This window comes from Agromyces sp. NPDC052230, from assembly GCF_040679595.1.
GTDB lineage: Bacteria > Actinomycetota > Actinomycetes > Actinomycetales > Microbacteriaceae > Agromyces.
On record NZ_JBFAVC010000001.1, the window covers coordinates 670,168 to 696,572 of the forward strand.

Annotated in this window: 23 protein-coding genes; 9 read left to right on the forward strand and 14 right to left on the reverse strand. The window is 68.2% G+C overall.

Going from position 1 to position 26,405, the window contains the following annotated elements:
- Positions 1–2: 2 nt before the first annotated feature.
- A complete protein-coding gene (locus AB0K73_RS03340; RefSeq protein ID WP_360510608.1) occupies positions 3–332 on the reverse strand; it encodes a PadR family transcriptional regulator in 330 nt (109 codons plus the stop codon).
- Positions 333–482: 150 nt separating this feature from the next.
- Complete coding sequence (locus tag AB0K73_RS03345; RefSeq protein WP_360510607.1) at positions 483–995, reverse strand: GNAT family N-acetyltransferase; 513 nt, start codon at positions 993–995, stop codon at positions 483–485.
- 139 nt (positions 996–1,134) lie between these two features.
- Here AB0K73_RS03345 and AB0K73_RS03350 point away from each other — a divergent pair, with 139 nt between their 5' ends.
- Positions 1,135–1,569 (forward strand): GNAT family N-acetyltransferase, encoded by a 435-nt coding sequence (locus AB0K73_RS03350; RefSeq protein ID WP_360510606.1) that lies wholly within the window; start codon positions 1,135–1,137, stop codon positions 1,567–1,569.
- 52 nt (positions 1,570–1,621) lie between these two features.
- Here the strand turns inward: AB0K73_RS03350 and AB0K73_RS03355 are convergent, their stop codons facing one another.
- Entirely contained in the window at positions 1,622–3,085 is a 1,464-nt protein-coding gene (locus tag AB0K73_RS03355) for an FAD-dependent monooxygenase (RefSeq protein WP_360510605.1), read from the reverse strand.
- Between the two features lie 238 nt (positions 3,086–3,323).
- Positions 3,324–4,289: an NADP-dependent oxidoreductase gene (locus AB0K73_RS03360; protein WP_364774827.1), complete on the reverse strand. Its 966-nt coding sequence runs from the start codon at positions 4,287–4,289 to the stop codon at positions 3,324–3,326.
- Positions 4,290–4,537: 248 nt separating this feature from the next.
- Here AB0K73_RS03360 and AB0K73_RS03365 point away from each other — a divergent pair, with 248 nt between their 5' ends.
- Entirely contained in the window at positions 4,538–5,419 is an 882-nt protein-coding gene (locus AB0K73_RS03365) for a LysR family transcriptional regulator (protein WP_360510603.1), read from the forward strand.
- 73 nt (positions 5,420–5,492) lie between these two features.
- Positions 5,493–6,434 (forward strand): pyridoxal-phosphate dependent enzyme, encoded by a 942-nt coding sequence (locus AB0K73_RS03370; RefSeq protein ID WP_360510602.1) that lies wholly within the window; start codon positions 5,493–5,495, stop codon positions 6,432–6,434.
- Positions 6,435–6,507: 73 nt separating this feature from the next.
- Here AB0K73_RS03370 and AB0K73_RS03375 read toward each other — a convergent pair whose 3' ends face one another.
- The 8 genes from AB0K73_RS03375 to AB0K73_RS03410 form a co-directional block, all read right to left on the reverse strand.
- A complete protein-coding gene (locus AB0K73_RS03375) occupies positions 6,508–7,077 on the reverse strand; it encodes a dihydrofolate reductase family protein (RefSeq protein WP_360510601.1) in 570 nt (189 codons plus the stop codon).
- 45 nt (positions 7,078–7,122) lie between these two features.
- Positions 7,123–8,496: a replicative DNA helicase gene (gene dnaB / locus AB0K73_RS03380; RefSeq protein WP_360510600.1), complete on the reverse strand. Its 1,374-nt coding sequence runs from the start codon at positions 8,494–8,496 to the stop codon at positions 7,123–7,125.
- A gap of 559 nt (positions 8,497–9,055) precedes the next feature.
- Positions 9,056–9,508 carry a 50S ribosomal protein L9 gene (gene rplI / locus AB0K73_RS03385; RefSeq protein WP_360510599.1) on the reverse strand — a complete coding sequence of 151 codons (453 nt, stop codon included), beginning with the start codon at positions 9,506–9,508 and terminating at the stop codon, positions 9,056–9,058.
- An 11-nt stretch (positions 9,509–9,519) separates the two neighbouring features.
- Complete coding sequence (gene rpsR, locus AB0K73_RS03390) at positions 9,520–9,780, reverse strand: 30S ribosomal protein S18 (protein WP_022889097.1); 261 nt, start codon at positions 9,778–9,780, stop codon at positions 9,520–9,522.
- Positions 9,781–9,862: 82 nt separating this feature from the next.
- Positions 9,863–10,390: a single-stranded DNA-binding protein gene (locus tag AB0K73_RS03395; RefSeq protein ID WP_360510598.1), complete on the reverse strand. Its 528-nt coding sequence runs from the start codon at positions 10,388–10,390 to the stop codon at positions 9,863–9,865.
- 5 nt (positions 10,391–10,395) lie between these two features.
- Positions 10,396–10,815, reverse strand: coding sequence for a 30S ribosomal protein S6 (gene rpsF / locus AB0K73_RS03400; protein ID WP_360510597.1), 420 nt, complete (start codon positions 10,813–10,815; stop codon positions 10,396–10,398).
- Positions 10,816–11,078: 263 nt separating this feature from the next.
- The gene (locus AB0K73_RS03405) at positions 11,079–12,068 is read right to left on the reverse strand and encodes a hypothetical protein (protein WP_360510596.1); all 990 of its coding nucleotides are present in this window, start codon (positions 12,066–12,068) and stop codon (positions 11,079–11,081) included.
- A 195-nt stretch (positions 12,069–12,263) separates the two neighbouring features.
- Complete coding sequence (locus tag AB0K73_RS03410) at positions 12,264–13,700, reverse strand: CCA tRNA nucleotidyltransferase (RefSeq protein WP_360510595.1); 1,437 nt, start codon at positions 13,698–13,700, stop codon at positions 12,264–12,266.
- A gap of 131 nt (positions 13,701–13,831) precedes the next feature.
- On the opposite strand from AB0K73_RS03410, the gene AB0K73_RS03415 reads away from it, so the two are divergent.
- The 6 genes from AB0K73_RS03415 (at position 13,832) to AB0K73_RS03440 (ending at position 21,846) form a co-directional block, all read left to right on the forward strand.
- Positions 13,832–16,270: a DUF6049 family protein gene (locus tag AB0K73_RS03415; RefSeq protein ID WP_360510594.1), complete on the forward strand. Its 2,439-nt coding sequence runs from the start codon at positions 13,832–13,834 to the stop codon at positions 16,268–16,270.
- Positions 16,263–17,879, forward strand: a complete 1,617-nt coding sequence (locus AB0K73_RS03420) for a lipid II flippase MurJ (RefSeq protein WP_360510593.1) — start codon at positions 16,263–16,265, stop codon at positions 17,877–17,879. The genes AB0K73_RS03415 and AB0K73_RS03420 overlap by 8 nt, the downstream gene beginning before the upstream one ends.
- 180 nt (positions 17,880–18,059) lie before the next feature.
- Positions 18,060–19,034 carry a thioredoxin-disulfide reductase gene (gene trxB / locus AB0K73_RS03425; RefSeq protein WP_360510592.1) on the forward strand — a complete coding sequence of 325 codons (975 nt, stop codon included), beginning with the start codon at positions 18,060–18,062 and terminating at the stop codon, positions 19,032–19,034.
- Between the two features lie 40 nt (positions 19,035–19,074).
- Complete coding sequence (trxA, locus tag AB0K73_RS03430; protein ID WP_360510591.1) at positions 19,075–19,398, forward strand: thioredoxin; 324 nt, start codon at positions 19,075–19,077, stop codon at positions 19,396–19,398.
- 151 nt (positions 19,399–19,549) lie between these two features.
- Entirely contained in the window at positions 19,550–20,872 is a 1,323-nt protein-coding gene (locus AB0K73_RS03435) for a PLP-dependent aminotransferase family protein (RefSeq protein WP_360510590.1), read from the forward strand.
- 17 nt (positions 20,873–20,889) lie between these two features.
- Positions 20,890–21,846, forward strand: coding sequence for a D-alanine--D-alanine ligase (locus tag AB0K73_RS03440; protein WP_360510589.1), 957 nt, complete (start codon positions 20,890–20,892; stop codon positions 21,844–21,846).
- Between the two features lie 108 nt (positions 21,847–21,954).
- On the opposite strand, the gene AB0K73_RS03445 is transcribed toward AB0K73_RS03440, so the two are convergent.
- Both AB0K73_RS03445 and AB0K73_RS03450 read right to left on the reverse strand, forming a co-directional pair.
- Positions 21,955–22,941, reverse strand: a complete 987-nt coding sequence (locus AB0K73_RS03445) for a ParB/RepB/Spo0J family partition protein (RefSeq protein WP_360510588.1) — start codon at positions 22,939–22,941, stop codon at positions 21,955–21,957.
- A complete protein-coding gene (locus AB0K73_RS03450; protein ID WP_360511271.1) occupies positions 22,931–23,812 on the reverse strand; it encodes a ParA family protein in 882 nt (293 codons plus the stop codon). Before AB0K73_RS03450 ends, AB0K73_RS03445 begins: the two co-directional genes overlap by 11 nt.
- Positions 23,813–26,405 lie beyond the last annotated feature (2,593 nt).

Below are 26,405 nucleotides of genomic sequence, written 5' to 3' on the forward strand. Positions count from 1 at the left end.
GATCAGTTTTCTCCTTCGTGGAGCTGTTCGATACGTTCTGCGAGGAAGCTCCACGTCCTCCAGAACTCTTCGAGTTCGCTTCGTCCCTGCGCGTTGAGCGAGTACACCTTGCGTGGCGGCCCCTTCTCGGACGGGACCTTCTCGACGTCGACGAGGCCACGCTGCTCCACCCGGACCAGCAAGGCGTAGATGGTGCCTTCGGCGATGTCGGTGAAGCCCTGCTCGCGCAACCGCGCTGTGATGTCGTAGCCGTATGCCGGCTGCACGGCGAGGATTGCGAGGACGATGCCTTCGAGCGTGCCCTTGAGCATCTCGGTCATCTGCTTGCCCATGAGGCTCCTCCCTTCGGCTATTCAGTGTTGCTGACTACCGGTACATAGTAAGCATGAGTACCGGTAGATAGCAACACTGAATACAGCTCAGCGCCTTCGACCTCTGCTGGTGTCCCGTTGATCAGGGAGTATGGACTTGGGTTGCCTGAATCAGTCAGCGCGATCCCGGCGGATCCGCAGCATGCGGATCTCACGCACGCCATCCTCCACCTGCACGGTGCCGTCTGGGGCGAACCCGTGCTTCCGATAGAACGCCTGCGCCCGTGGATTGGGATCGGCGACCCACAGCGCCACCGATTCGTGCGGGCCGACGACAGCATCCAGGAGGGCCGCCCCGGCACCGGATCCGTGATGAGCCGCAAGGACGTACAGCACGTAGAGATGGAGGTTCCATCCGGGCTCGGGGTTCTCCGGCGGCCCCGACATCGCGACCCCGATCACCACCCCGTCGCGTTCAGCCACCGCGATGCGGTTTGCGCGGTAGCGCTCGTCGACGAGGGCCGCGGTCCAGAACCGCTCGCGACGCCGGACGAAGTCCGGATCGTCGAGCACACGGTCGGGCATGAGGCCGCGATACGTCTCCTGCCACGAGCGGACGAGCACCCGCGCCATGGCGGGTGCGTCTTCGATTCGGGCGGAGCGGACCGCCACCGGAGAGTCCATGGGCGAACCTTATCGAGACTGCCGATCCCACTCTCGTACGGGTGGCTGGGCGCGCCGGTCGAGGTGGCACCGAGGCCTACCACGAGAAGAATCGCCTGTTCGTGAAGTTGCTGCGGTCCGGTCGCCGTAGGATTCCGAGATGCACATCCGCAGAGCCCGCGCGGAAGATGCCCGCGCCATCGCGCCGTTGCTCTCCGAGCTCGGATACCCCACGAACGCCGATGCGATCGCGGCCCGGTTCGCTCGCGTCGACCTCAGTTCGGACGACATCGCGTGGCTGGCTTTCGACTCCGCCTACTCCGACGGAACGGCCATCGGGTTCGCGGCGGGGCACCTCATGTGGCCCTACGAGCTCGACCGCCCGGTGGCGGAACTCACGGCCCTCGTCGTCGACCCGTCGAGGCGGGGCGAGGGCGCGGGTCGGGCGCTCGTGGCCGTCTTCGAAGCGTGGGCCACGGCCGCGGGGAGCGCGCGGGCCACGGTCGCCTCTGCGTTTCGTCGCACCGGCGCTCACGCGTTCTACGAGCGGCTCGGCTACGAGCAGTTGGCGAAGAAGTTCGAGAAGTCGTTCTGAGGAGCGCCGCCGGCCGCACACTCCCCTCGACCCCACGTGGAACGCGGGTTCGTTATCGGGCTGGCAGCCCTGGGCCGAACCAGCGGGTGAGTGCGTCCGTCAGCCCTTCATCGGCTCCCTGCCCCACCCAGGCGACATGCCCATCCGGGCGGATCAGCACGGCCGTCGGGGGCGACACCTCGCCGATGATCGGCAGTCGCCACGCGCCGGTGAAGCGGGCGTCCACCAGTTGCACCCGCTCAGCCCACGGGGTGATGTCGATGCCGGTCGGCTCGGCGAGGTTGAGCAGCACTGGCTTGGCGTCGTGGAGGAGCGTGAACACCCGTATCGGACCGGCTGCCGTGTCGAGGTCGAGATCTGGCATGCGACGCCCGAGCAGCGGATGCCCCTCCCCGAGGTCGTAGGCGATGTCGAGGCCGTGGATCAGCGCGGCGATGTGGCTGCGAGGCTGATCCATCAACATCAGTTCGCCGACGGTCTCGGCGAGTGCCGCGGTCCGCGGGTCCAGACGCTGCAGGGCGGTCTGCGCCATCGAGTGCGTGAGCGCGCGGGCCCCGGCTGGATGGCGCTCGGCGTGGTAGGTGTCCAGGAGGGACTCGGGCGAGATGCCATCGACCACCTGTGCGAGCTTCCACCCGAGGTTGACCGCGTCCTGCAGGCCCAGGCCGATGCCCTGGCCGCCGGCTGGATAGTGGATGTGCGCCGCATCGCCGACAAGGAGCACCCGCCCGCGACGGTAGGTCGCGGCCTGCCGGGTGGCGTCGGTGAACCTCGAGATCCAGGTCGGGTCATGCACCCCGAAGTCGGTTCCGTACACCGCCTCGAGGGCCTCGCTCAGGTCGACCAGGCTGGGTTCGACGGCCGCACCGAGCTGCTGCTCCGTCGTGATGACTCGATAGGTGCGCCCGTCGGCCATCAGGGTGAAGCCGTGGACGCCCGATTCGTCGAAACGCGTACCCTGAGGCGGTTCCCGGGCCGCTTCGACCTCGGCGATGAGGTTGCTGCGGGTCGCATCCCAGCCCGGAAACTCGATACCCGCGACCTTCCTGATGACGCTGCGTCCGCCGTCGGCACCGACGAGGTACGTCGCTCGCACCGTCTCGCCATCCGCGAGCTCGACATCGACGCCGCTTTCGTCCTGGACGAAGCCGGTCACCTCGCGGCCGCGATGCACCGGAACGCCGAGCTCTTCGATCCAGCCGGCAAGGATCGGTTCCATACGGTTCTGCCACAGACCCAGCCCATACGGATGCCGCGTCGGGAAGTCGCTGATATCCAGCAGCGACCTGCCGAAACGCGCGGTCTGCGCCGTCTGCCCCTCCGCCAGGAAACGATCAGCGATCCCGCGCTGATCCAGGAGCTCGATCGTGCGGGAGTGGAACCCTCCGGCACGGGATCCCGCCACCTCTCGAGTCGGGCGCCGCTCCATGATCTGGACGTCGACGCCCGCCAGGGCCAACTCACCGGCCAGCATCATTCCGCTCGGGCCGCTTCCGACCACGATCACCTCTGCCACCAGGACCCTCCTCTCGTGCTCCCATTGATGAGCACAGCCGAGCAGCGTACGGCACACGACGGGTCTTGCCGCAAGACCCCACCCCAGCGATATCCTGAAACCGGCAGGGGATGTCGGCGCCCCACAGTGCCACCGAGCTCGTGTACGAGCGCGCTGGCGACCCGGTCACGGGCATCGACATCTCGCAGGGTAGCGCCGATGAGTTCGGTGCGAGGTTGACGGCGTCGGCCTCGGTGGCTCAGGGCGTACCGTCGTGTGACGCGATCCTGAGCGTCAGCTTTCCGACATAGTGTTCGCGGAGGGCCAGATGTGCGTCCCTGACCTGCTCCATGGCGAAGGTCCGGGCGACGTGGGTCTCGAAGGTGCTCGTGGCGATGATCGCGTTCAGGCGCTCGGCAGCAGACCGGCTTCGGTCTCCGTCGTAGTACGAGACCGTCGCGCCCGGGGATGTTGCCGGCACTGGGTATACGCCGTTCGGCCAAGCGATCCGTCCCGTGTGCTTGACCGCCCGAAGCGCCCGTTCCGCCGTCTCGCCGCCCACGGTGACGAGAGCCGCATCAAGTCCGGTCGGTGCGAATTCGGACGCCGCGACCAGCACGTCGTCCTTGCGGCCATCGACGACGGCATCGGCACCCAGACGCTTGGCAAGCGCGACGCCGTCATCACCGGAGGCCACGGCCAGGACCCGTTGCCCCCTGTGCCTCGCCAGCTGCACGGCCATGTGCCCGACACCGCCGCTGGCACCGAACACCATGAGCGTCTCGTCCGATCGCAGGTCGAGGAGTTCGAGACCGCTCAGCGCGGTCAGCGCATCCCATGCCATCGCACCGGCCTGTTCGGTCGGCAGCCGGTCGGGCACGTGTGCCACGTACTCCGCCTCGACGACGGCGTACTCGGCGTAGAAGCCACCGCGCACGACCGGCACCGTCGCAGCGTAGACACGGTCGCCGATCTCGAATCGGGTGACGTTGGAGCCCAGGGCGGCCACCGTGCCTGCGGCGTCCCACCCCAGCACGTAGGGAAAGGTCGACGCGGTCCCGAAGACGCCGTCGTAGTCCCCCTCGCGCTCGACCGCGTCCCAAGACGCGACCCCTGCGACCTCCACCCGAATGAGGACATCGTCTTCGCCCACCTCCGGGACCGGTATCAACCGCTGCGCGAGCTCCTCCACTCCGCCGAACCGGTCGAGGACGACCGCGTTCATCTCGGACTGCCTGGTCAGGCTGCCTGGTGCGCTCTCTGGGCTCGTGTGCATCGCGTTCCTCATCTACTTGATTGAATCAAGTTTCAGTGAAGCAGAATTGATTGAGTGAATCAAGCATGTCTGCTTATGCTGGCGTGCGCGAACTGGCGGTGAGCGACCCTCGATTCTCGCCCGGGCGCGAGAACACCGACCGAAACGACCAATACTGATGTGCATGAACGGTTTTTCCGATGCTTGAGTCTCGGCGGTTGTCGCTCCTCGTCGGTGTCGCGGACCACGGGTCGATCGCGGCGGCGGCAGCTGCGGCGGAGTGCACCCCTTCTTCCGCCTCGGAGCAGCTGTCGAAACTGGAAAGAGAACTCGGGGTCGACCTGCTGGAGCGGTCCCCGCGCAGCGTACGGCTGACCTCGGCGGGCGCAGAGCTCGTCGAACACGCGCGGCGGATCCTCGCGCAGATCGACGCCGCCGAGCAAGCAGTGGAGGAAGTTGCGGGACTCTCGACGGGCCGCCTCCGAGTGGCGTCGTACCACACCGGCGCAACCCGATACGTGGTGCCGAGCATCGCAGCGTTCCTTCGCCTCCACCCCCACGTGCGCGTCAACTTCGACGAGATGGAACCCGAAGTCGCTGTCCCAGCTGTCCAATCCGGTGCGATCGATATCGCACTCGTCCACCGCTACATTGGTCTGCAGGCCCCAGACACGGTGGGCCTGGACGTGGTGGACGTCCGTACGGATGCCCTGATCCTCGCCGTCCCGGACCGGCTCGCCGTGACCGCCGGATCGGTGTCGCTGCTCGAGTTCGTCGATGCACCATGGATCAGCACCCGCCTTGGCGAGGGGTTCCAAGCAATCACCGAACTCGCCGCTGCTCGGCTCGGATTCGCCCCCACCATCGTCGCCCGCGCCGATAGCTACGGGCTGGTCCTTGATCTCGTTGCCGCCGGGCTGGGAGTGGCTCTCGTCCCCACCAGTGCCATGGTCCCCCGGCTCGCCCTGGAGGCCTACGCCGTCCACGAGCCGGCCAACCTCGGCCGGCAGGAATCGATCATCACCCGTAGCGCAGACCGCGCCCCGGGCACGCGCGAGATGCGGAACCTGATCACCGAACGATTCCGTCGCGTCGCCTAGCATCGGGATATCCGAGCCATTTCCTCAGTACTCGCGTGTTTCGTGCGTCTCGCTGGGTGGGAAAGATCGAGTGGTGAGCATCGTCCGTAGCGTTATCACCCCCACTCCCGCCGATCTGACCCGGGCGCAGGAGGTGGTTTCCCGATCGCTGGCACCCACCCCGCTGCTGCCCCCCGGCCCGGGCAGCAACCTTCATCTCAAAGCGGAGAGCTTGCAGCCGATCGGGTCGTTCAAGGTCCGCGGCGGCCTCGCGGCCGTCGATGCGGTACCGGCCGACCGGCCGGTCATCACCGCCTCGGCCGGCAACCACGCGCTCGGTGTCGCCTACGCGGCCACTCTCCTCGGACGCCGCGCGATCGTTGTCACCGCGGAGAACGCATCCGTCGCGAAGATGGAAGCCATCCGCCGCTTTCCGGTTGAACACATCCAGGTCGGCACGTCGTTCGACGACGCCGAGGCGTACGCCCTGGATCGGGCGGCGGACGGCGCCACCTACGTCTCGGCGTACAACGACCCGCACGTCATCGCCGGACAAGCCACCATCGGTCGCGAATTGGAACAGCAAATGACCGGCGCCTACACGGTCGTCTGCGGCGTCGGCGGCGGCGGTCTCGCTGCCGGTCTCGGCCTCTGGGCTGCCCAGCGCGACGACGTCCGCATCGTCGGCGTCGAGACCGCAGCGTCAACTGCCGTGTCAGCCGCCGTCGCGGCCGGACACCAGGTAGACGTGCAGATCGGACCGTCCATCGCAGACGGGATGGCCGGGAACATCGAACCCGGCTCTCTCACCATCGAGCTCATCCGCGACTACGTCGATCAGCTGCTCACCGTCACCGAAAACGAGATCCGCGCCGCCATCCGGTATCTCGCGATCGAACGCGGCATCGTCGCCGAAGGCGCCGGCGCCGCCGCCGCCGCAGCTGTCCTCACCGGGAAAGTTCACGGCCCTGCCGTCGCGATTGTGTCCGGTCGCAACATCACCGCTCACCTTCTTGGGGAGATCCTCCGTGGCTGAGCATTCCCCGTCCGTGCGCGGGACGCGAAACTCATCACCGTACTGACAGTGCGGTCGGGCTCTCCTTGCCACGTCAAGCCGTTTCTCGCGTGGGCCGGTATCGCACGGCGACCGCGCCCGACCGGAACTCATGGCGATCCACGAGCTCGAGCTGGATACGCTCGCGCAGGCCGGCGAGCAACGTCGGCCCGTGCCCGGCGAGGACCGGCTGCACAAGGAACTCGTACTCGTCGATGAGTCCCAGATCTGCCAACGCCAAGGGGAGCGTCACGCCACCCACCCACAGGCCCTCGCCTGACTCCTGCTTGAGCCGCTGTACCGCTTGCCCCAGGTCGCCTCGCACCAGCTCGGCATTCCAATCGACCCCGCTCAGCGTGCTCGACACGACGTACTTCTTCGCCCGGTCGATGGTCTCGGCGAAGGGGAGCTCCCACTCATCCATCCAGTCGGGCCACGTGCCCGTTGCCGGCTTCCGCCACGCCGACTCCATCATCTCGTAGGTCACCCGGCCGAAGAGCAGGGCATCGGCTCGTTCCATCTCCGCGGTCCAATAGCGCATCGACTCCTCGTCGGGGGGAAGCCCTGCCTCGTGATGGCAGCAGCCATCGAGCGTGACGTTGATCGAGTATCGAAGGGGTCTCATCTCGTTGCTCTCCCTTGATGCGCCGCGCGGCGCGTTGCAGAGCCGCTACACCTGCACCATGTCGGCGAACCGCGAGAAGTGCCCGTGGAACGCGACCGTGATCGTTCGGGTCGGTCCGTTACGATGCTTCGCCACGATCAGGTCGGCCTCGCCCGCGCGAGGGCTGTCGCGCTCGTACGCCGCCTCGCGGTGCAGCAGGATGACCATGTCGGCGTCCTGCTCGATCGAGCCCGACTCACGCAGGTCGGAGAGCGCCGGCATCTTGTCGGCCCGCTGCTCAGGGCCACGGTTCAGCTGCGACAGCGCGATGACCGGCACCTGCAACTCCTTCGCGAGGAGCTTCAGGGCGCGCGAGAACTCCGAGACCTCCTGCTGGCGGCTCTCGACGCGCTTGCCGCTCGTCATGAGCTGCAGGTAGTCGATGACGACCATCTTCAACCCCACGCGCTGCTTCAGCCGCCGGCACTTCGCCCGGATCTCGACGAGCGTCATGTTGGGGGAGTCGTCGATATAGAGCGGCGCATCGTTGATGCGGCCCCGGGTCGCGGCGATCGTGGTCCAGTCCCGGGAGTCGACGGTGCCCTTCCGCATCATCTGCAGCGGCACGGATGCCTCGGCCGAGAGGAGTCGCATGGCGATCTCGCTCTTGCCCATCTCGAGCGAGAACAGGATCGACGGCAGGTCGTTGCCGATCGACGCCGCCCGTGCGAAGTCGAGCGCGAGCGTCGACTTGCCCATCGCCGGACGGGCGGCGACGATGATCATCTGACCGGGGTGGAAGCCGTTCGTCAGCTCGTCGAGGTCGGCGAATCCGGTCGGCACGCCGGTGAACTTGCCGTCGGTGTGCTTGGCCGCCTCGATCTCGTCGATCGCAGCCGTGACCGCCTCGGTGAGCGGCACATAGTCTTCGCTCTCGGTCGACCCCGTCACCGAGTAGATCTCCGCCTGCGCCTGGTTGACGAGCTCGGTCACCTCGCCCTCGCCCGCGTAGCCCATCTGCACGATGCGGGTGCCAGCCTCGACGAGACGCCGCAGCAGGGCGCGCTCGGCGACGATCGAGGCGTAGAACCCCGCGTTCGCCGCCGTGGGCACGAGGCTGGTGAGCGTGTGCAGGTACTCGACGCCACCGGCGCGCTGCAGCTCACCGGTCTTCGTGAGCTCATCGGTGACCGCGATGACGTCGGTCGGCTCGCCGTGCGAGTAGAGCGTGAGGATCGCGTTGAAGATGACCTCGTGCTTGGGCACGTAGAAGTCGACGCCGCGCACCGTCTCGATCACGTCGGCGACGGCGTCTTTCGAGAGCATCATGCCGCCGAGCGCGCTCTGCTCCGCGAGAAGGTCGTGGGGAGGGGTTCGTTCGCCGCGACGGGACCCACCCTCGTCAGTCGGTTCTGCGAGCCCGATGTGCGCGATCGACAACTCGATGACCTCCCCGTTCGCGGCCGTGCGGCTGCAGGTTTCAGCGCCCAGCAACCAGTGTGGCCGGAGCCCCTGACAGGGCCTCGTCGACCATTGCAGATTTCACTGATCGGAGGGCGCGGCTTCACGATAGAGAAGCCCATCTCACAACACAAGCTCGCCTGTGGATAACTCTGGGGACAAACTGCACGAAACGCCGACGAACGTGTGCACTCCGCCTGTGGAAAACTGTGGAATTCTGGGGAATTACATCGCCTGAATTCAGTAGCGACCGGGCCTTTCCAGTTTCCACACCTGTGGGAACGAGATTCTTCAAAACCAATTCGGCGCCGCCCGCCCACCTGTGCACAACCATGACAGGAAACTCACGATTTCGACTTGCGCAGAGAGCCTCAGAGGTGTAGGCCTGAGACATCCGACTGGCATCCGAAGCCGCGCCGTCGGGTGATGTCGCGTGTCCACTGGAACCCCCGCGCCGCGGGCCCCGATCGCCTCCCGAACACACGAGACGGCGGCCCGGGCCGAAGCCCGAACCGCCGTCTGCGAATGGGTTCGCGAACTACTTCGCGGCGACCACCTGAAGGGTGATCGTGGCCGAGACCTCGTCGCGGAGGCGAACCGTCGCCTCGTGGTCGCCGATCGCCTTGATCGGCGTGGGGATCTCGATCTTGCGCTTGTCGATCTCGCCGAGACCGGCGGCCTGCACCGCAGCCGCGACATCCGCCGTCTTCACCGAACCGAAGAGACGGCCGCCGAGGCCCGCCTTGACGGCCAGCTTGACCTTGCCCGACTCGAGCTTGGCCTTGAGGGCCTGCGCGTCCTCGAGGGAGTGCAGCTCGCGGGCCGCGCGTGCGGCCTTGATCTGCTCGACCTGCTTCTGCCCGCCACGGGTCCACGGCGTCGCGAAGCCCTGGGGAACCAGGTAGTTGCGCGCGTAGCCGTTCTTGACCTCGACGACGTCGCCGGCCGTGCCGAGGCCGGTGACCTCGTGCGTGAGAATAACCTTTGCCATTGTCGTGCTCCTTAACGGCCGGAGCCCGAGTAGGGCAGGAGCGCCATCTCGCGCGCGTTCTTCACGGCGCGGGCGATGAGGCGCTGCTCCTGCACGGAGACACCGGTGATACGACGGGCGCGGATCTTGCCGCGCTCGGAGATGAACTTGCGAAGGGTCGCGACATCCTTGTAGTCGATGATGCCGACCTTGATCGACTTCGCCGGGGCGGCGTTCTTCGCGCCCTTCCCGCGGCTCGGCTTGCGGCGGTCGCCGCTGCTCTTTCCAGCCATTTCTGATCCTGTCTTGATGAGTACTCGCTGGCTGAGGAGCGCCCGGACGTAGCCGGCCGCGTCTCGAAACCAACCGTGAATGTTAGAAGGGGGTCTCGTCGCCGTAGGTGGTGCCCGGCGTGTTCCAGACGTCGCCGCCGGAAGCCTGGCCCGACTGCGGTGCCGCGGGAGCGCTGGGCGCCCACGCGTCGTCGGACTGGCCGCCCCCGAAGGAGCCGCCGCCGCCGCCGACCGCGCCGCGGTTGGACTGGGCGCGCGTCACGGACGCGGTGGCGTAGCGCAGGCTCGGCCCGATCTCGTCGATCTCGAGCTCGATGGTCGTGCGCTTCTCGCCTTCCTTCGTCTCGTAGGAACGCTGCTTGAGACGCCCGGAAGCGATGACCCGGGAACCCTTGGTGAGTGAACCCGCGACGTGCTCGGCGAATTCGCGCCAGACGCTCGCGCGCAGGAACAGCGCTTCACCGTCCTTCCACTCGTTCGCCTGACGGTCGAACGTGCGGGGCGTGGACGCGATGGTGAAGTTGGCAACCGCCAACCCGTTCTGCGTGTAGCGCAGCTCGGGATCTGAGGTGAGGTTGCCCACCACGGTGATGATGGTCTCGCCGGCCATGGGGACTAGGCGTCCTTCGTGGCCGAAGCGGGGGCGGATGCCGCGGCAGCAGCCTTGGCGCCGGCTCTCGCGGAGGCGGCGGCCTTCTTCGCGGCCTTCTCCTCCTGAGCCTTGGCGTGAGCGGCGACCTGTGCGATCGCCTCTTCGGCGCGGAGCACCTTGGTGCGCATGACGGCCTCGCTGAGGTTCAGCTGGCGGTCGAGCTCATCGGTGGTCTTGGACTCGGCGGTGAAGTCGACGACGGCGTAGATGCCCTCGGTCTTCTTGTTGATCTCGTAAGCCAGACGACGACGTCCCCAGATGTCGACCTTGTCGACGGTGCCGCCATCGTTTCGGATGACGTTGAGGAACTTGTCAAGGCTGGGAGCAACGGTGCGCTCGTCGATCTCGGGATCGAGGATGACCATCAGCTCGTACTGGTGCATGACTAACCCACCTCCTTCGGACTCAAACGGTTACAGACGATCTGCAACAGGAGGGTTGTGCATACGTCGCTCCGAGGAGGCCGCGACTGCGGCGCACGGGCAACCTTCTGAGTGTAACGGATGCCGCCACGGCGCGCCATTCGCGCCCGCCGCCGCCCGCCGCCTCACCCGCCCGCCCTCCCGCCCGGGGTCACCTCCGGCCAGCTCCCGCGAGCGGCCGCGACGCGGCTGGCCGAACATGACCCCGACGCGCTGACGCCGCCTCACCAGTCCAACTGCTCGACCCGCACCTGCGGCAGGCCCGCCTCCTCGAGTGCACTGCGAAGACGGGCGGGCGAGATGGCGATACGCCAATCCCAGCGAGCATCACGTCGTCCATGCCGACGCCGGATACCGTCGGCGCGCTTCTTCTCGGCGAGGAGTACCTCCTCGATCGATCGGCCGCGCCGGTACTCGGCGCGCAGGTACTTTCCATCACCGTCGAACTCACCGAACAGCTCGTGGTCGGGCCAGTCGAAGTCCACGCGATCGATGCCCCCGTCGGCCCGGTCGAACTCCACCTGGAGGACCGGCGGCGGGAAGCCGAGGAGGTGCATGTGGGCCCGGCTCACCGATTCGCCCACCGACTCCGAACGGCCGTCGGCGAAGTGGATCGCACGTTCGGCTCGGCGGCCTGCCCGACGGTGGTCGGCGTGGAGGCGGTCGAAGAGTCCGGATGCCTCGACGTTCGCGGGCGGCGTCCGACCTCCTTCGAGCCGTCCGGCGAGGGCCGCATCGATCGCGACGACGGCATTCATGAATCGCCGGGTGCACGCGATGTCGACGATCGTCTGGGTGAGCCCGGTCACGAGGAAGCCATCGAGCTCCACGATCTCGTCGATCTCGAACGGTGTGCGCCGCCACGCCACCCGGTTGCGAGATCGCGGCGACGTTCCGTGTGTGTCCGCGAGCTCGACGGCGTCGGGCCGACGCCCCACATACGGGAGTCCCCACAACAGCGCCGCCGACTCGTGGGAGAGGACGACGCGATCTCGTCGCGTGTGGACGACCGCCTTCAGCCGCGCACGGGCTCGTTCGAGGTCGGACGTCACGGCCCAGTCCGTCGCGGATGCCACGACGCCGGGCCGGACTCCCACCAGGTGACCTCGCGCGACGTCACGGCGCAGGGTGCGGGCAGACGTGAACCCCGGCCGTGCGAGGCGCCCGAACAGCAACTCGACGGGTGGGGCATCCGGATCGAAGTCATTCATCATCCGAACGTGCTTCACGGCGTGGCCGAACACCGGGGTGAAGCTCCGAATGTGCCGGTTCGGCGGACACCACATCCGGTGGAGGACGAGTCGCGGGTTGGCGGGGGTCATATCCGGACAGCACGTGCACGGAAGCCGAGCGGATTGGCCGAACGTGACCCCCGAGGCGGGGGCGGAGGGGAGGGGCGGGGGTGGGCGTCAGGGGGCGTCGGCGCGGCGCGCCCACCAGGCGCGCAGGCGCTCGGCCGCGGCATCCGGCCCGATGGGTCCCTCGTCGAGCCGCACCTCGAGCAGGAAGCGGTACGCCTCGCCCACGATCGGCCCGGGCTTCAGGTCAAGCAGGGCCATGATCTGCTGCCCGTCGAGCTCGGGGCGCACCGCGGCGAGCTCCTCCTCCTCGGCGAGCACGGCGATTCGCTCTTCGAGGTCGTCGTAGGCGAAGGCGAGCCTGTCGGCCTTGCGACGGTTGCGCGTCGTGACATCCGCTCGGGTGAGGATGTGCAGCCGCTCGAGCTGGTCGCCAGCGTCGCGCACGTAGCGGCGCACGGCGGAATCCGACCAGGCGCCGTCGGTGTAGCCGAAGAACCGCAGGTGCAGTTCGATGAGGCGCGAGACGGCCGCGATCGTGTCGTTGTCGAAACGCAGCGCGCGCAGCCGCTTGCGGGCGAGCTTGGCGCCGATCACGTCGTGGTGGTGGAACGACACCGCACTGCCCGGCTCGAGCCGCCGCGTCGCGGGCTTGCCGATGTCGTGCAGCAGCGCCGCGAGCCGCACCACGAGATCCGGCGAGGAAAGCCGGCCCCGCGAGACCTCGTAGTCGATCGCCTGGTCGAGCACGGTGAGCGAGTGCTCGTACACGTCCTTGTGGTGGTGGTGCTCGTCGATCTCGAGGCTCAGCGCGGGGATCTCGGGGATGAACCGCTCGGCGAGCCCCGAATCCACGAGCAGGCGGATGCCGCCACCCGGCGCCGCGGTCAGGAGCAGCTTCGACAGCTCGTCGCGGATGCGCTCCGCCGAGATCCGGTCGATCTGCGGGGCGAGCGCGGTCATCGCGGCGCGCGTATCCTCCTCGACCTGGAAGCCGAGTTGGGCCGAGAACCGGGCGGCCCGGAGCATCCGCAGCGGGTCGTCGCCGAACGACTGCTCGGGGGCGGCGGGCGTGCGCAGGATGCCCGCGATGAGGTCCTCGACGCCGCCCGACGGGTCGACGAGCGTGAGTTCGGGGAGGCGCAGGGCCAGCGCGTTCACCGTGAAGTCGCGGCGCGTCAGGTCGTCGTCGAGGGTCGAGCCGAACACCACCTCGGGCTTCCGCGACGAACCGTCGTACGCGTCGGAGCGGTACGTGGTGATCTCCACCGTCTCGCCGGCGATCTTCGCCCCGATCGTGCCGAAGTCGCGGCCGACGTCCCAGTGTGCGGTGGCGATCGGCCTCACGATCGCGAGGATCTCGTCGGGCGTGGCATCCGTCGTGAAATCCAGGTCGCTGACCGTGCGACCGAGGAAGGCGTCGCGCACGGGCCCGCCGACGAGGGCGATCTCGTGATCTGCGGCTTCGAATGCGTGCGCGAGCCGCGCGACGGTCGGCGAAGCGGCCAGCTCCTCGAGCCGGTCGAGGGCCGTCGCGACACTCTGCATCCCCCTATGTTAAGCGGCGCCCGCATGGCGGTCCGTGCAGTGTGCACCCGGGCGCCCGGACGACGGGACCTGCTCCGGTGGCCTGTGGACGTCGAGCGGATGCCCCGGGCCCACGCCGTAGAATCGCCTGCATGGTGGCCGAGGTGAGACCTGCGCGGCGCCGCGCCGGCTCCCCCGCCCTCCGGACGAGCCGGCGCGGGCGCGCTATCGTCGCCGGATTCGCCTCGGTCGCCCTCGCGGGCATTCTCGCCACCCCGATCGCCGCGACCGCCGGCGTGGACTCGGCCGGACTTCAGGCGATGCTCGGTCTCGGCGCGGCTGGTGGGGCCGGCGCCGCCGATGCCGACGGCGCCGCCGCCCCGGCGAGATCGGGCCAGCTCCAGTCGGCGGCCGAGGAGGACGGTGGCCTGAGCCTGCGCGTCACGCCGACGATCTCGACGAGCCTGTCGCTGGCCGGTCCGGTCACCATCTCCGTCGAGATCGAGAACGCGACGGGAGAATCGCTCCCTCCGAGTAACCTGCGACTCGTGCGGGCCGACGACGTCATCGACGAAGAGGGCGAACTCAGCGACTGGCTCGCCATCGGCGGCGGCGAGGGGGAGGGGCTCGGCGAGGCCGGTGCGACGGTGGCCGAGAGCGAGGCTCGCGGCGTCGCCGCCGGGGGTACCGCACTCGTGTCCCTAACGATCCCGCCCGAGCAGCTCGCCGAGCTCGCCCGCTCGCCCGTCATCGGTTTGGGCGCCGAGCTCGTGGTGGGCGACACGGTGATGGCCACCGGCACCGACGCGTACCCCAACGCCGATGTTCCGGCGAGCGGCTCCGTCGCCGTCGCGCTCGTCGCACCGCTCACGCTACCCGTGGCCGACGGCACGACGGGCATCATCCCGGCCGCCCAGCTCGAGAACTGGACCGGTCCGACGGGCGTGCTCACGCGTCAACTCGATGCCCTCACGGGTCGCCGCGTCGCGATCGGGCTCGATCCGCGCATCCTCGCCTCCATCCGGGTACTGGGCACGAGTGCGCCGGCATCGGCGACCACGTGGCTGCAGCGCCTCGCGATGCTCCCGAACGAGATCTTCCCGCTCGCCTACGCCGACGCCGATGTCGCGCTGCAGTCGCAGATCGGCCTGCCCGCCCTCCTCGCGCCGACCTCGTTCGCCGACGTGATGGATCCCGCGAATTTCACCGCACCGGCGGGTGGCGGCGGCGACGGTACGGGAGACACCGAAGGCGAGACCGAAGGCGGCAGCGGCGATGTCGAGCCGACGGATGCCCCGACCGAACCCGAGACGGCCGATGCAGTGCCGACCACCGACGAGCTCCTCGACTGGCCCTACACCCGCAGCGACCTCGCGTGGCCCGCCGATGACACCGTCGCGCCGGGCGATCTCGCCTACCTCGACGCATCCGGCCTCACCACCGCCGTGCTGGCACCGACCAACGTGGAGCCCGTCGAGGGCCCCTCGTCGGCGGCGGCCCTCATCGACGGTTCGACGGCCCTCGTCGCCGACGCCGGACTCACGGAACCGCTGCGGGCGGCCGCCGACGCGCAGACCGAGGCCGAATGGCGCGCCGCGACGGGCCGGCTGCTCGCCGAGCTCGCGCTCGACGCCGGCGTCGCACGCACCACGATGTTGGCGACCTTCGACCGCGGCGCCCCAACGCTCGCCGATCGCGTGTCGGGGGTGATCGACGAGATCGAGGCCTCCCGCTGGGCGACCCTCGCCGGACTCTCCGAGGCGATCGGCGCGCCGCCCGAACCTCGCACGCTCGTCGACGAGGCCGAGGCCGACGACCGGCGTTCCACGGCGACTCGCATGATGGCGCTCGAGACCGACGTGGCGGCATTCGCGAGCGTTCTCGTCGAGCCCGAGCTCCTCACGGCGCCCACGCGACGTGACCTGCTGTCGATCCTCGACGTCGCCTGGCTCGACGAGGGCGACGGTTGGAACGCCGCCGCCGGCGAATGGATCGGCCAGCAGCGCGACACGCTCGGATCGGTCTCCGTGGTGCCGTCGAGCCCCATCAACGTCGTGTCCACCGAGACCGGCGTGCCCACCACGATCGACAACTCCCTGCCCTACCCGGTCACGGTGCTCGTCGAAGTGGAGCCGTCCAACGGGCGCCTCATCGTGGAGGACCGTGTCGAAGTCACCGTCGGGCCCGAGTCGCGCAGCACCGTGCGCGTCCCGGTCGCGGCGGGCGTCGGCAATGGCGACGTCTCCCTCGTGGTGTCCCTCACCTCGCCGACCGGGGTCACGATCGGCACCCCGGTCACCATTCCCGCGAACGTGCAGGCCGACTGGGAGGGGCTCGGCGCCGCGATCCTCGCGGCCATCCTCGTGCTCGTGTTCAGCATCGGCATCTGGCGCAACATCCGCCGCCGTCGGCGTGCTCGAGCCGAATCGGCAGCGGATGTCGCCGCCGACGGCGTCGGGGCCGACGCATCCCGAAGCCCCGGCGACGCACTGGACGACGCACCGAAGGGCGCAACCCACGCGGAGGCACGCCACGAACCCGACACCGACACCGACACCGACACCGACATCGAACGGCCCGCGCGTGGCTGACGACCGCATCGGGCGCGCCAGCCTGTTCCTCGCATCGGGCACGATCGTCTCGCGCGTGCTCGGGTTCGTGAAGGCGATCGTGCTGGCCGGCACCATCGGTGTCGTCGGATCGGCCAGCGCCGACGCGTTCGCAGTCGCCAACGGCCTACCGAACACCGTCTACGTGATCGTCGCGGGCGGTGTGCTGAGCGCCGTCCTCGTGCCGCAGATCGTGCGCGCCAGCACGCATGCCGACGGCGGCAGCGGCTACATCAACAAGCTCCTCACACTCGCGCTCGTCGTGATCGGTGCCGCAACCGTGCTCGCCACCGCCCTTGCGCCAGTGCTGGCGTGGATCTACGCGGGCTCCAACCCCGACATCCTGCCGCTCGCCATCGCCTTCGCGTGGTGGTGCCTGCCGCAGATCTTCTTCTACGGGCTCTACACGCTGCTCGGCGAAGTCCTGAACGCGCGTCGGAGCTTCGGCCCGTTCACCTGGGTTCCGGTGCTCAACAACATCGTCGCCCTGATCGGACTCGTGGCGTTCGGGCTGCTGTTCGGCTTCGACCCTGAGGGCGACCGCGGCGTCGGCGAGTGGACGCCCGGCATGGTTGCGTTGCTGGCGGGCTCGGCGACCCTCGGCATCGTGGCCCAGGCGGTCGTGCTGTTCTGGTTCTGGCGGCGCATCGGCCTGCGCTACCGCCCCGATTTCCAGTGGCGCGGGGTCGGACTCGGTGCGGCGGGCCGCATGGCCGGATGGACCTTCGGGATGCTCCTGCTCACGACGGTCGCCGGCATCGTGCAGACGCAGGTAGTGCTGATCGCATCGAACCAGGCCGCCTCGCTCGCGGCCATCGACGCCGCCTGGCTCGTGTTCATGCTGCCGCACTCGGTCATCACCGTCTCGATCGCCACGGCCTACTTCACGCGCATGAGCGAGCACGCGGCCGGGGGCGACCTCGGCCGCGTGCGCGACGACCTGTCGAGCGCCGTGCGCGGCGTCTCGCTCATCCTCGTGCTGGCTAGCGCGGTGCTCGTCGTGGTCGCCTATCCGTTCGCGGCGGTGTTCCAGCCCGGCCTCGCCGGCGCGTCGGCGCTCGGCAACGTGATCATGGCGTTCGCCATCGGGCTCGTCGGATTCAGCATTCTGTTCGTGGTGCAGCGCACGTTCTACGCGCTCGGCGACACCCGCACGCCGTTCTTCTTCACGCTCTTCCAGGTCGTGGTGTTCTCGATCGGTGCGGTGGCCTGCATCTTCCTCCCCGTGCAGTGGATCGCGGTCGGCGTGGCACTCGCGACCACGGTCGCGACCACCGCGCAGTTGCTGCTCGCCGTGGGCCTCCTTCGACGGAAGCTCGGCCGCATCGATGGGCGTCGCGTCCTCATCAGTCTCCTGCGGGATGTCGCCGCGGTCGTGCTGCCCGTCGCCGCGGGCCTCGGCCTCCTCCTCGCGCTCGGCGGGTTCACCGACGGCGGCTTCGCCGTCTCGGATCGCGTCGGCGCCATGATCTCGATGGCCGCGATCGGCACCACCATGGCAGTGTTGTACTTCGGTCTCCTGTGGCTGCTCCGTTCCGAGGAGCTCCGGGGCTTCGCCACCCCGCTGCTTCGACGCATCCGTCGCAGCTGAAGGCTCGGTCGGGTCGGGCCAGTCGGCATCGTCGGGCTCCGGATGTCGCGAGCAACCGTTCTTCCGAACGTCGGTCGCCGTTCAGGCCGCCGGAATACCCGCCGCCTAGACTGTGTTCACCATGTCGTGGCATCCGCTCGAACGGATGCGCGACGGAAGGCAGTGAGCAGAGGAGTGGCGTTGCGCGACATCATCATCATCGGATCGGGTCCCGCGGGGTTCACCGCGGCGATCTACGCCGCTCGTGCTGAACTGAAGCCGCTGCTGATCGCCAGCTCGGTCGAGATCGGCGGCGAGCTCATGAACACCACCGAGGTCGAGAACTACCCCGGCTTCCCCGAGGGCATCATGGGCCCCGACCTGATGGCGAAGTTCCAGGCCCAGGCTGAGCGCTTCGGCACCGAGGTCGTCTACGACGACGTGGTCGAACTCGAGCTCGATGGTCCGGTGAAGCGCGTGAAGCTCGGCAACGGCGGCGTCGAAGAAGCCCGATCGATCGTCTACGCGACGGGCTCCGCCTACCGCAAGCTGGGCCTGCCCGAGGAGGAGGTCCTCTCCGGACACGGCCTCTCGTGGTGCGCCACCTGCGACGGCTTCTTCTTCCGCCAGAAGACCATCGCCGTCATCGGCGGCGGCGACTCCGCCATGGAGGAGGCCACGTTCCTCACCCGCTTCGCCGACAAGGTCTACGTGATCCACCGTCGCGACTCGCTCAAGGCATCGAAGATCATGCAGCAGCGGGCATTCGACAACCCGAAGATCGAGTTCATCTGGAATGCCGAGGTCACCGCGATCCACGGCGACACCCAGGTCAACGGCGTCAGCCTCCGTGACACGGTCACGGGCGAGGTTCGCGGCCTCGACCTCGACGGCCTGTTCGTGGCGATCGGCAACGATCCCCGCACCCACCTCGTGCACGGCAAGCTCGACCTCACGCCCGAGGGCACCATCGCGGTCGAGGGTCGGTCGACCCGCACCTCGGTTCCGGGTGTCTTCGCCGCCGGCGACGTCATCGATCCCCACTACCGGCAGGCAGTCACCGCCGCGGGTACGGGTGCGTCGGCTGCCCTCGACGCCGAGCACTACCTCGCGTCGCTCGGCAACGAGAACGCCGCCGAGGCCGTGATCGAGAACCAATTCGCCGTCGTGAAGTGACGCCGGCGCGACATCCGATTTCCACCAAAGGAGAAACCCAATGACGGCACGTGCAGTGACCGAGGCCACCTTCGAGCAGGAGGTCCTCAAGAATGACAAAGCTGTTCTCGTGGACTTCTGGGCCGAGTGGTGCGGCCCGTGTCGCGCGGTGAGCCCGATCCTCGACCAGATCGCCAGCGAGCACTCCGAGAAGCTCGACATCGTGAAGCTGAACGTCGACGAGAACCCGAACCTCGCGATGAAGTACCAGATCACCGCGATCCCCGCGTTCAAAGTGTTCGAGAAGGGCGAGGTCGTGAAGACCGTCATCGGCGCCAAGCCGAAGCCCGCCCTCGAGGCCGACCTCGCCGCCTTCATCTCGTAGCCGGCGATCTCGCGATTCCAAAGACCCGTCCGGTGCGAACCGGGCGGGTCTTTCGTGTGTCGTCAGGGAGCGCGTACCCGAACGTCGTCACGAAATCCGACGACCGGAACCCAGCAACTACCATGAATATCCTGAGCAGAACGGAAGCGATGTGACCTCTGACGGCGTCCCCCAGCGGACCGGCAACAATCTCGACCCCTGGTACGCGAACTACGCCGAGCGAGCCGCCGGGCTCGCCGCCTCAGAAGTCCGAGCCCTCTTCGCCGTCGCCTCCCGCCCCGAGGTGGTGTCTCTCGCGGGCGGCATGCCGTTCGTGTCCGCGCTGCCGCAGGAGCTCATCGTCTCGTCGATGGAGCGCGTCATGCGCGAGCAGGGTTCTGTCGCGCTGCAGTACGGTTCGGGTCAGGGGATCCCGGCGCTGCGGGAGCACATCCTCGACGTGATGGCGCTCGAGGGCATCAGGGGCACGGTCGACAACGTCGTCACGGCGACCGGCTCCCAGCAGGCCCTCGACCTCGTCTCGAAGCTCTTCATCGACCCGGGCGACGTGATCCTCGCCGAGGCGCCGAGTTATGTCGGCGCGATGGGCGTCTTCCGCTCCTATCAGGCCAGCGTGGTGCACGTGGCGATGGACGAGAACGGGCTCATCCCCGAGGCACTGCGGCAGACGATCGCGCACCTGCGAGGCCAGGGCCGGCGCGTCAAGTTCCTGTACACCATCCCGAACTTCCACAACCCGGCCGGCGTCACGCTCTCGGCCGAACGCCGGCCCGAGATCCTCGAGATCTGTCGCACCAACGAGATCCTCGTTCTGGAGGACAACCCGTACGGCCTGCTCCACTTCGACGAGCCGGCGCCGAACGCGCTGCGTTCGCTTGACGAGGACGGCGTGATCTACCTCGGCTCGTTCTCGAAGACGCTCGCGCCGGGCTTCCGTGTCGGATGGGCGCTCGCGCCGCACGCGATCCGGGAGAAGCTCATCCTCGCGACCGAGTCGGCGATCCTGTCACCCAGTTCGTTCAGCCAGCTCGTCGTGTCGGAGTACCTGTCGACCACTGACTGGCGCGGCCAGATCGACACGTTCCGTGGCGTCTATCGGCAACGCAAGGACGCGATGATCGAGGCGCTGGGGGAGTACCTGCCGCAGCTCAGCTGGACGAATCCCAATGGCGGCTTCTACGTGTGGGTCACCATGCCCGACGTGCTCGATTCCAAGCAGATGCTGCCTCGCGCGGTGCGAGAGCTCGTGGCGTACACGCCCGGCACGGCCTTCTTCGCCGACGGACGTGGCCGGCACGCCATGCGCCTGTCGTTCTGCTACCCGACCCCCGACGCCATTCGGGTCGGCATCCGGCGCCTGGCCACCGTCGTCAACGGTGAACTCGACCTCCTCGACACCTTCGCCGGCACGGGCTCGCTGCAGCTGCCCCCGAGCGCCGGTTACGAATCCGCCCCGCCTTCCGACCTCAAGTAGTGGAGAAACCCCAGATCATGAGCGATTCCAGTGGCCTGTACGTCGTCGTGCTGGCGGGCGGTATCTCGCACGAGCGCGACGTCTCCCTGCGCTCGGGGCGCCGGGTGGCCGACGCGCTGAGCGATGCCGGTCATCGGGTGGAGCTTCGCGACCCGGATGCCGGCTTGTTGCCGTTCCTCGCGAGCGAGCGTCCTGACGTGGTTTTTCCGGCCCTGCACGGCTCGAGCGGTGAGGACGGTTCGCTGCTCGACCTGCTCCGTGCGCTCGACGTGCCGACGGTCGGATCCACCGGCGCTGCCGCGCGCCGCGCGTGGTCGAAGCCCGTCGCCAGCTCGCTCGTCGCGGAGGCCGGCATCGCGGTGCCCGAGTCGATCGTGCTCTCGCACGAGTCGTTCCGCGAGCTCGGTGCCGCGAGCGTGCTGCGCGTGGTGCGTGGAGCGCTCGACGGGGACCTCGTCGTGAAGCCTGGCTCGGGTGGCTCCGCACAGGGGGTCACGATCGTCGGCGACCCGAACGACCTGCCCCGCGCCATGGTGGAGGCCTTCACGTACGACGAAGTGGCCGTGGTCGAGCGTCGCGTGGTCGGCACCGAGATCGCCGTTGCCGTGGTCGACCTGGGTGACGGGCCGAATGCACTCGTACCGGTCGAGATCGAGCCGATCGACGGCGTGTACGGGTTTCAGGCCCGGTACAACGCAGGGGAGACCACCTTCTACGCCCCCTCGCGGCTGAGCGATGAGGTCTCGGCCAAGGTGTCGGATACCGCGGTGCTCGCGCATCGGACCCTCGGGCTCCGCGACCTCTCGCGGGTCGACTTCATCGTCGACGACCGGGGTGTGCCATGGTTCCTCGAGGCCAACGTCATCCCCGGGCTCACCGAGACCTCGCTGGTTCCGCTCGCGATCGAAGCGTCGCAGTCGGATGCCTCGGCGATCTACGACGGGCTCGTGCGCGCAGTCGCCTCACGCCACTGACTCCGGGTCGGTCGTCGATCCGTCGGATGCGGAGCGTGCGTGTTCTCGGTGATGCCGAGAATGCGCGCTTCCCGGTTCGTCAGGAGCGATTCTGCGCAGCTCGGCGGTTCACACGCCTTCAAGTTCCTCGCCGAGATCCGCGAGGATGCGGCGGAGGTCTTGAACGGTCGCGAAATCGATGCTGATCTGCCCTTTCCTCGCCCCGAGCGCGATTCGGACGCGAGTGTTGAGGCGGTCACCCATCCGGGCGGCCAGGTCATCGAGGAAGTCCTGTCGCTTTCCGGCGGCGGGCTTCGCTCGCGACGGCTTCGGACTGCTCGTCGCGAGCGCCTCGGCTGCCCGTACGGACAGCTCCTCGTTGACGATCTTGTCGGCGAAGCGCTTCATCTCCTCAGGATCGTCGCCGACCGACAGGATTGCGCGTGCGTGCCCCGCACTCAGCACCCCCGCGGCGACACGCAGTTGCACCGCCTCGGGCAGTTTGAGAAGTCGGAGGGTGTTCGTGACTTGGGGTCGGGAACGTCCGATGCGAGTGGCGAGCTCCTCCTGGGTGATGCCGAAGTCGGAGAGCAGTTGCTGGTACGCCGACGCCTCCTCGAGCGGGTTCAGTTGCGAGCGGTGGAGGTTCTCAAGGAGCGCGTCGCGCAGCATTGCCTCGTCGGCGGTGTCCTTCACCACCGCGGGGATGGTTTCGAGACCGGCCTCCTTGGTTGCTCGCAGGCGGCGCTCGCCCATGACCAGCTCGTACTTGCCGGGGTCTGTGGGGTGCGGCCGCACGACGATCGGCTGCAGGACGCCGAATTCGCGGATGGAGTGCACCAGCTCGGCGAGGTCATCGGGGTCGAATGCCGTGCGCGGCTGATGCGCGTTGGGCACGATGTCGTTGGGGTCCAGACGAGCGAGTCGCGCCCCCGGCACCGTAATGAGGTTCTCTGCCGATGCGGCCTGCTCGACCGCCGCCATCGCCGTCGCCGGCGTCGAGTCGGCGTCGGGGAAGAAGACGTCAACCGGCCGAGCGGCCTGGCGGCTCGCGTCGTCACCGCTCGGGATGAGGGCTCCGATGCCCCGCCCGAGCCCGGTTCGCTTAGTTGCCATTCGAGAGCTCCTTCGGGTTGGAGACGTATCGACGTGCGATCTCCGCGGCCGCCTCGCGGTATGACAGCGACCCGGAGGAGCCGAAGTCGTAGCTGATGACGCTCTGCCCATAACTGGGCGCCTCTGACACCCGCACAGACCGAGGAATGATCGTCCCGAGCGTCTGGGTGGGGAAGTGGTCGCGCACCTCCTGCGCGACCTGCTGAGCCAGGTTGGTGCGCGAGTCGTACATCGTGAGCAGGATCGTTGTGAGGCGCAACTCGGGGTTCAAGTGCTTTTCGATGAGCTCGATATTGCTCAACAGTTGCGAGAGTCCCTCGAGCGCGTAGTACTCGCACTGAATCGGAATCAGCACCTCGCGTGCGGCGACGAATGCGTTGATCGTCAGCAGCCCGAGTGACGGCGGGCAATCGATGAAGACGTAGTCGTACGGACGCTCCATCGAGGCGAGGTGGCTGTCCAGTGCGCGCCGGAGCCGCTGCTCCCGGGCGACGAGCGACACGAGTTCGATCTCTGCGCCGGCGAGGTGGATGGTCGCGGGAACGCAATCGAGTCGTTCGTGCTCGGTGGATGGACGCACCACCTTGGCGAGTGGCAGGTCGGCGACGAGCACGTCGTAGACGCTCTGCTGTTCCGAGCGGTGGTCGACGCCGAGGGCCGTGGATGCATTGCCTTGCGGGTCCAGGTCTACGACCAGAACGTGTGCGCCTGAACGGGCGAGTGCGGCGGCGAGGTTCACCGCACTGGTCGTCTTGCCGACCCCGCCCTTCTGATTCGAAATGGTGAAGATCCGCGTTCCCTGGGGCAGAGGCAGTATGGCCTCATCCAGAGCGACGCGCCGACGAGTCTCGTCGGCCAGTTGATCAGCCAGGGGAGTTCCTCCGTATTCAGTGACCGTTTCACGTGAAACGGTCGCGGCGGGGCGAGTGAGCGTTTCACGTGAAACGTCGACCCCTTCGCCCGTCGTGGTCGCGGCAATCGAGGCTTCCGAGGGCCAAGACGCATTCAGTGGTCGCGCTGAGGGAGCTTCCTCCGTCCCACCGGGATCGGTCGCGTCGGACTCGGGTGGGGTGTTGCCCAGGTTTACCGATTCGTCCGAGCCGGCGCCCTGCCCACCGGGAAGTTGCTGATCCAACGACTCGTCGGCCGCGGTGACCGACTGGCCTCCCACTCCTGCTGCCTGGTCGATCCGTGGTGTCGCCGTCGCTTGAGGCGCTTCATCCGTGTCGCGGAATCGCCCGCTCCATGCACCAAGGTTGTCCTGCTCTTCGGGGCTCGGCGGCTGAATGAGAGGTTCGGTAGCGGAGGCCGCTGCGGCGGTGCCGACGTTCATCGGCGGCCCGGAAGCCCAGTCCATTCGGCTCGAGTCGGCAGCCGAGGAACCGGATGCGCTCGACCCAGTATCGGCCTCGGGCGCCAACGTGGATCCCGCCGGAGTCCCGCTCGTGCTCACCGTGGCAACGCCGGAGGCTGGAGGTGGCACATCATCCGGCGCATCTCCGACCTTGGGGGCGCCAATCTCAGGGACAACGTCGGGTGCCCCCGCCGGGTGGGCCTGCGCGCCGCCGATCGTGAGGTCGCGTTGCTCGGTATTCGCGGCGATTCCTCGAGCCGCCGCCGTTGGTCCGCCGGCGCCGATGCGCGAACCGGACTCGTCAGCACCGCGGACATCCGCCGCGATCGACGCGGCGCGGTCGGGGGAGGGCGACGATTTGGAGTCGGGTGGGGACGCGACCCGATCGTCCGGCTCTGGTTGACCGGGGCCGGCCTCGGGTGCTGAGCGGGGCTGCGGCAGTAGCGCTGAGACGGTGTCAGCCGCAGCGTCACCGACGATCTCGCGAATGATGTCCGCGAGGAGGCGGTCGGCAGTGGTACCGGAAGTCTGCCGCGCGTTCGGCGTGGAACCAGGCTGTTCCGAATCGTCGCTGAGCGCGGCGGCGGTCGCTGCGTCCCAATCGATGCTCGCGCTCGAGGGATGGGTGGGCCACCTGACGTGTGCGGCAACTGCTGGCGGGGTCGGTGCGTTGCGTTGCTGATCTGAGGGAGCCACATCAACGCCAGCAGGTGACGGGTGGTCGACCGGGGGAGCTCCCTGCGGGGTTTCCCCCGTGGCAGCATCTGAACCCGGCACACCAGTGCCGCCGTCTGCCGGTTGGCCCGTGTTCGACTGCGCCGACTCGGCGCTCTCGGCGGGTGCGCCATGCGGGCGGTATCCGCGCGCGACCGGGGCCGCGATCCCTCGTGCCTCTGGACTCCACTGCGACGGGTCGTCTGATGCTGAGGGCATCGGCGTGGGGGGCGTGGGTCCCTCTAGAGCTTCGTTGGGAACTTGGGGTCCGCTTCGGTCGGAATCCACGCGTGTCGTGCCGGTCTCCTCGGGATCAGGCTGATGACGCTTGCGGTGAAACCAGCCGCGCCCTCCGCCTTGTCCCATTTCCCACTGCTCCCGCCCGATGGTCGTGTCATGGATGGTCGCCGACGACGCTCCGCCGGACCCGAGACCCAAGCCTAACCGGCGCCGACCACGTACGTGGGGGTGAAGCGCGGAGAGGCGGGCAGGAGGGCGTGATTGTGGTGTGGAGGAGAAGTCATGGTCGACGATCGGGTGGATACCTTTCCCGGGTCAGGGCTGCAATGTTTCACGTGAAACCCGTGATGGCGTAGGAGCGACTGGGTGGCGCGTGTGAAGCCGGGCGCGTTTCACGTGAAACGCCTCGAGTTCGATCCGGCCGGGCATCGAGAGGGTCGGCCGAAGTTGGTTCTGGTCGGAACGCGCACTGTCGTCAACGACTCGTCGTGCCACGGCGGATCGGCCCCCTCATCCGCGGAGGTGTGTCGGTGGGAGCGCGCACGATCACGTCGGTCCGAGACTCGCAATCGAGCCACCGATCGTGCCACGGTGGCACCCCTGAGAATCTCCGTCATGTGGACGCGTGCAGCGGGGCAGGTCGGCGCGACCATTCGGCGCAACGAGCGGTCCACCACTTGCGAACGCCCTCGACGTGTGTACGTGAGGTCGACGGTGCTTGGGCACTCGTGAGGGCGGACTCCACCACCCATCAGTGACGGGACCCGCGTGACGGGGTGAGGGCCTTCAAGCAACACGCGCATCGCCCGCTACACCGCTGACAGCCCGGTCACGCGAATCGTGGTCATCCCGGCCGTACCCCTTCAACGGCGCGCAGCTGTCGGCGTCCGTTCCGCACGCGACCCCCTCTTCGGCGTGGTTCGACGACCGAGCGAGCCGATGGCCCTTATCGTGGCGATGTCGGGAATCCGCGTGCCGAAGTTCCGGGTCGCTCAAGCAGACCCAGGGTGGTGGTGGTTTTGAGCGCGTGATCGGTCGCCGACACTCATACTCCGGACTCTCCGGTGCATCGCCAGTGCGGACCTTGTGTCGCGAGGGGTTCGCCGGTTCGGGTGGCCACTCGCGCCCCGACTGATGAAGTTCGAGCGCATGATCG

Bases quoted from the DNA above. Each gene is read 5' to 3' on its own strand.
- AB0K73_RS03340 (WP_360510608.1), bottom strand. From the start codon at position 332: ATGGGCAAGCAGATGACCGAGATGCTCAAGGGCACGCTCGAAGGCATC.
- AB0K73_RS03345 (WP_360510607.1), bottom strand. From the start codon at position 995: ATGGACTCTCCGGTGGCGGTCCGCTCCGCCCGAATCGAAGACGCACCC.
- AB0K73_RS03350 (WP_360510606.1), top strand. From the start codon at position 1,135: ATGCACATCCGCAGAGCCCGCGCGGAAGATGCCCGCGCCATCGCGCCG.
- AB0K73_RS03360 (WP_364774827.1), bottom strand. From the start codon at position 4,289: ATGAACGCGGTCGTCCTCGACCGGTTCGGCGGAGTGGAGGAGCTCGCG.
- AB0K73_RS03375 (WP_360510601.1), bottom strand. From the start codon at position 7,077: ATGAGACCCCTTCGATACTCGATCAACGTCACGCTCGATGGCTGCTGC.
- rplI (WP_360510599.1), bottom strand. From the start codon at position 9,508: ATGGCAAAGGTTATTCTCACGCACGAGGTCACCGGCCTCGGCACGGCC.
- rpsR (WP_022889097.1), bottom strand. From the start codon at position 9,780: ATGGCTGGAAAGAGCAGCGGCGACCGCCGCAAGCCGAGCCGCGGGAAG.
- AB0K73_RS03395 (WP_360510598.1), bottom strand. From the start codon at position 10,390: ATGGCCGGCGAGACCATCATCACCGTGGTGGGCAACCTCACCTCAGAT.
- rpsF (WP_360510597.1), bottom strand. From the start codon at position 10,815: ATGCACCAGTACGAGCTGATGGTCATCCTCGATCCCGAGATCGACGAG.
- AB0K73_RS03405 (WP_360510596.1), bottom strand. From the start codon at position 12,068: ATGATGAATGACTTCGATCCGGATGCCCCACCCGTCGAGTTGCTGTTC.
- AB0K73_RS03410 (WP_360510595.1), bottom strand. From the start codon at position 13,700: ATGCAGAGTGTCGCGACGGCCCTCGACCGGCTCGAGGAGCTGGCCGCT.
- AB0K73_RS03415 (WP_360510594.1), top strand. From the start codon at position 13,832: ATGGTGGCCGAGGTGAGACCTGCGCGGCGCCGCGCCGGCTCCCCCGCC.
- trxA (WP_360510591.1), top strand. From the start codon at position 19,075: ATGACGGCACGTGCAGTGACCGAGGCCACCTTCGAGCAGGAGGTCCTC.
- AB0K73_RS03440 (WP_360510589.1), top strand. From the start codon at position 20,890: ATGAGCGATTCCAGTGGCCTGTACGTCGTCGTGCTGGCGGGCGGTATC.
- AB0K73_RS03445 (WP_360510588.1), bottom strand. From the start codon at position 22,941: ATGGCAACTAAGCGAACCGGGCTCGGGCGGGGCATCGGAGCCCTCATC.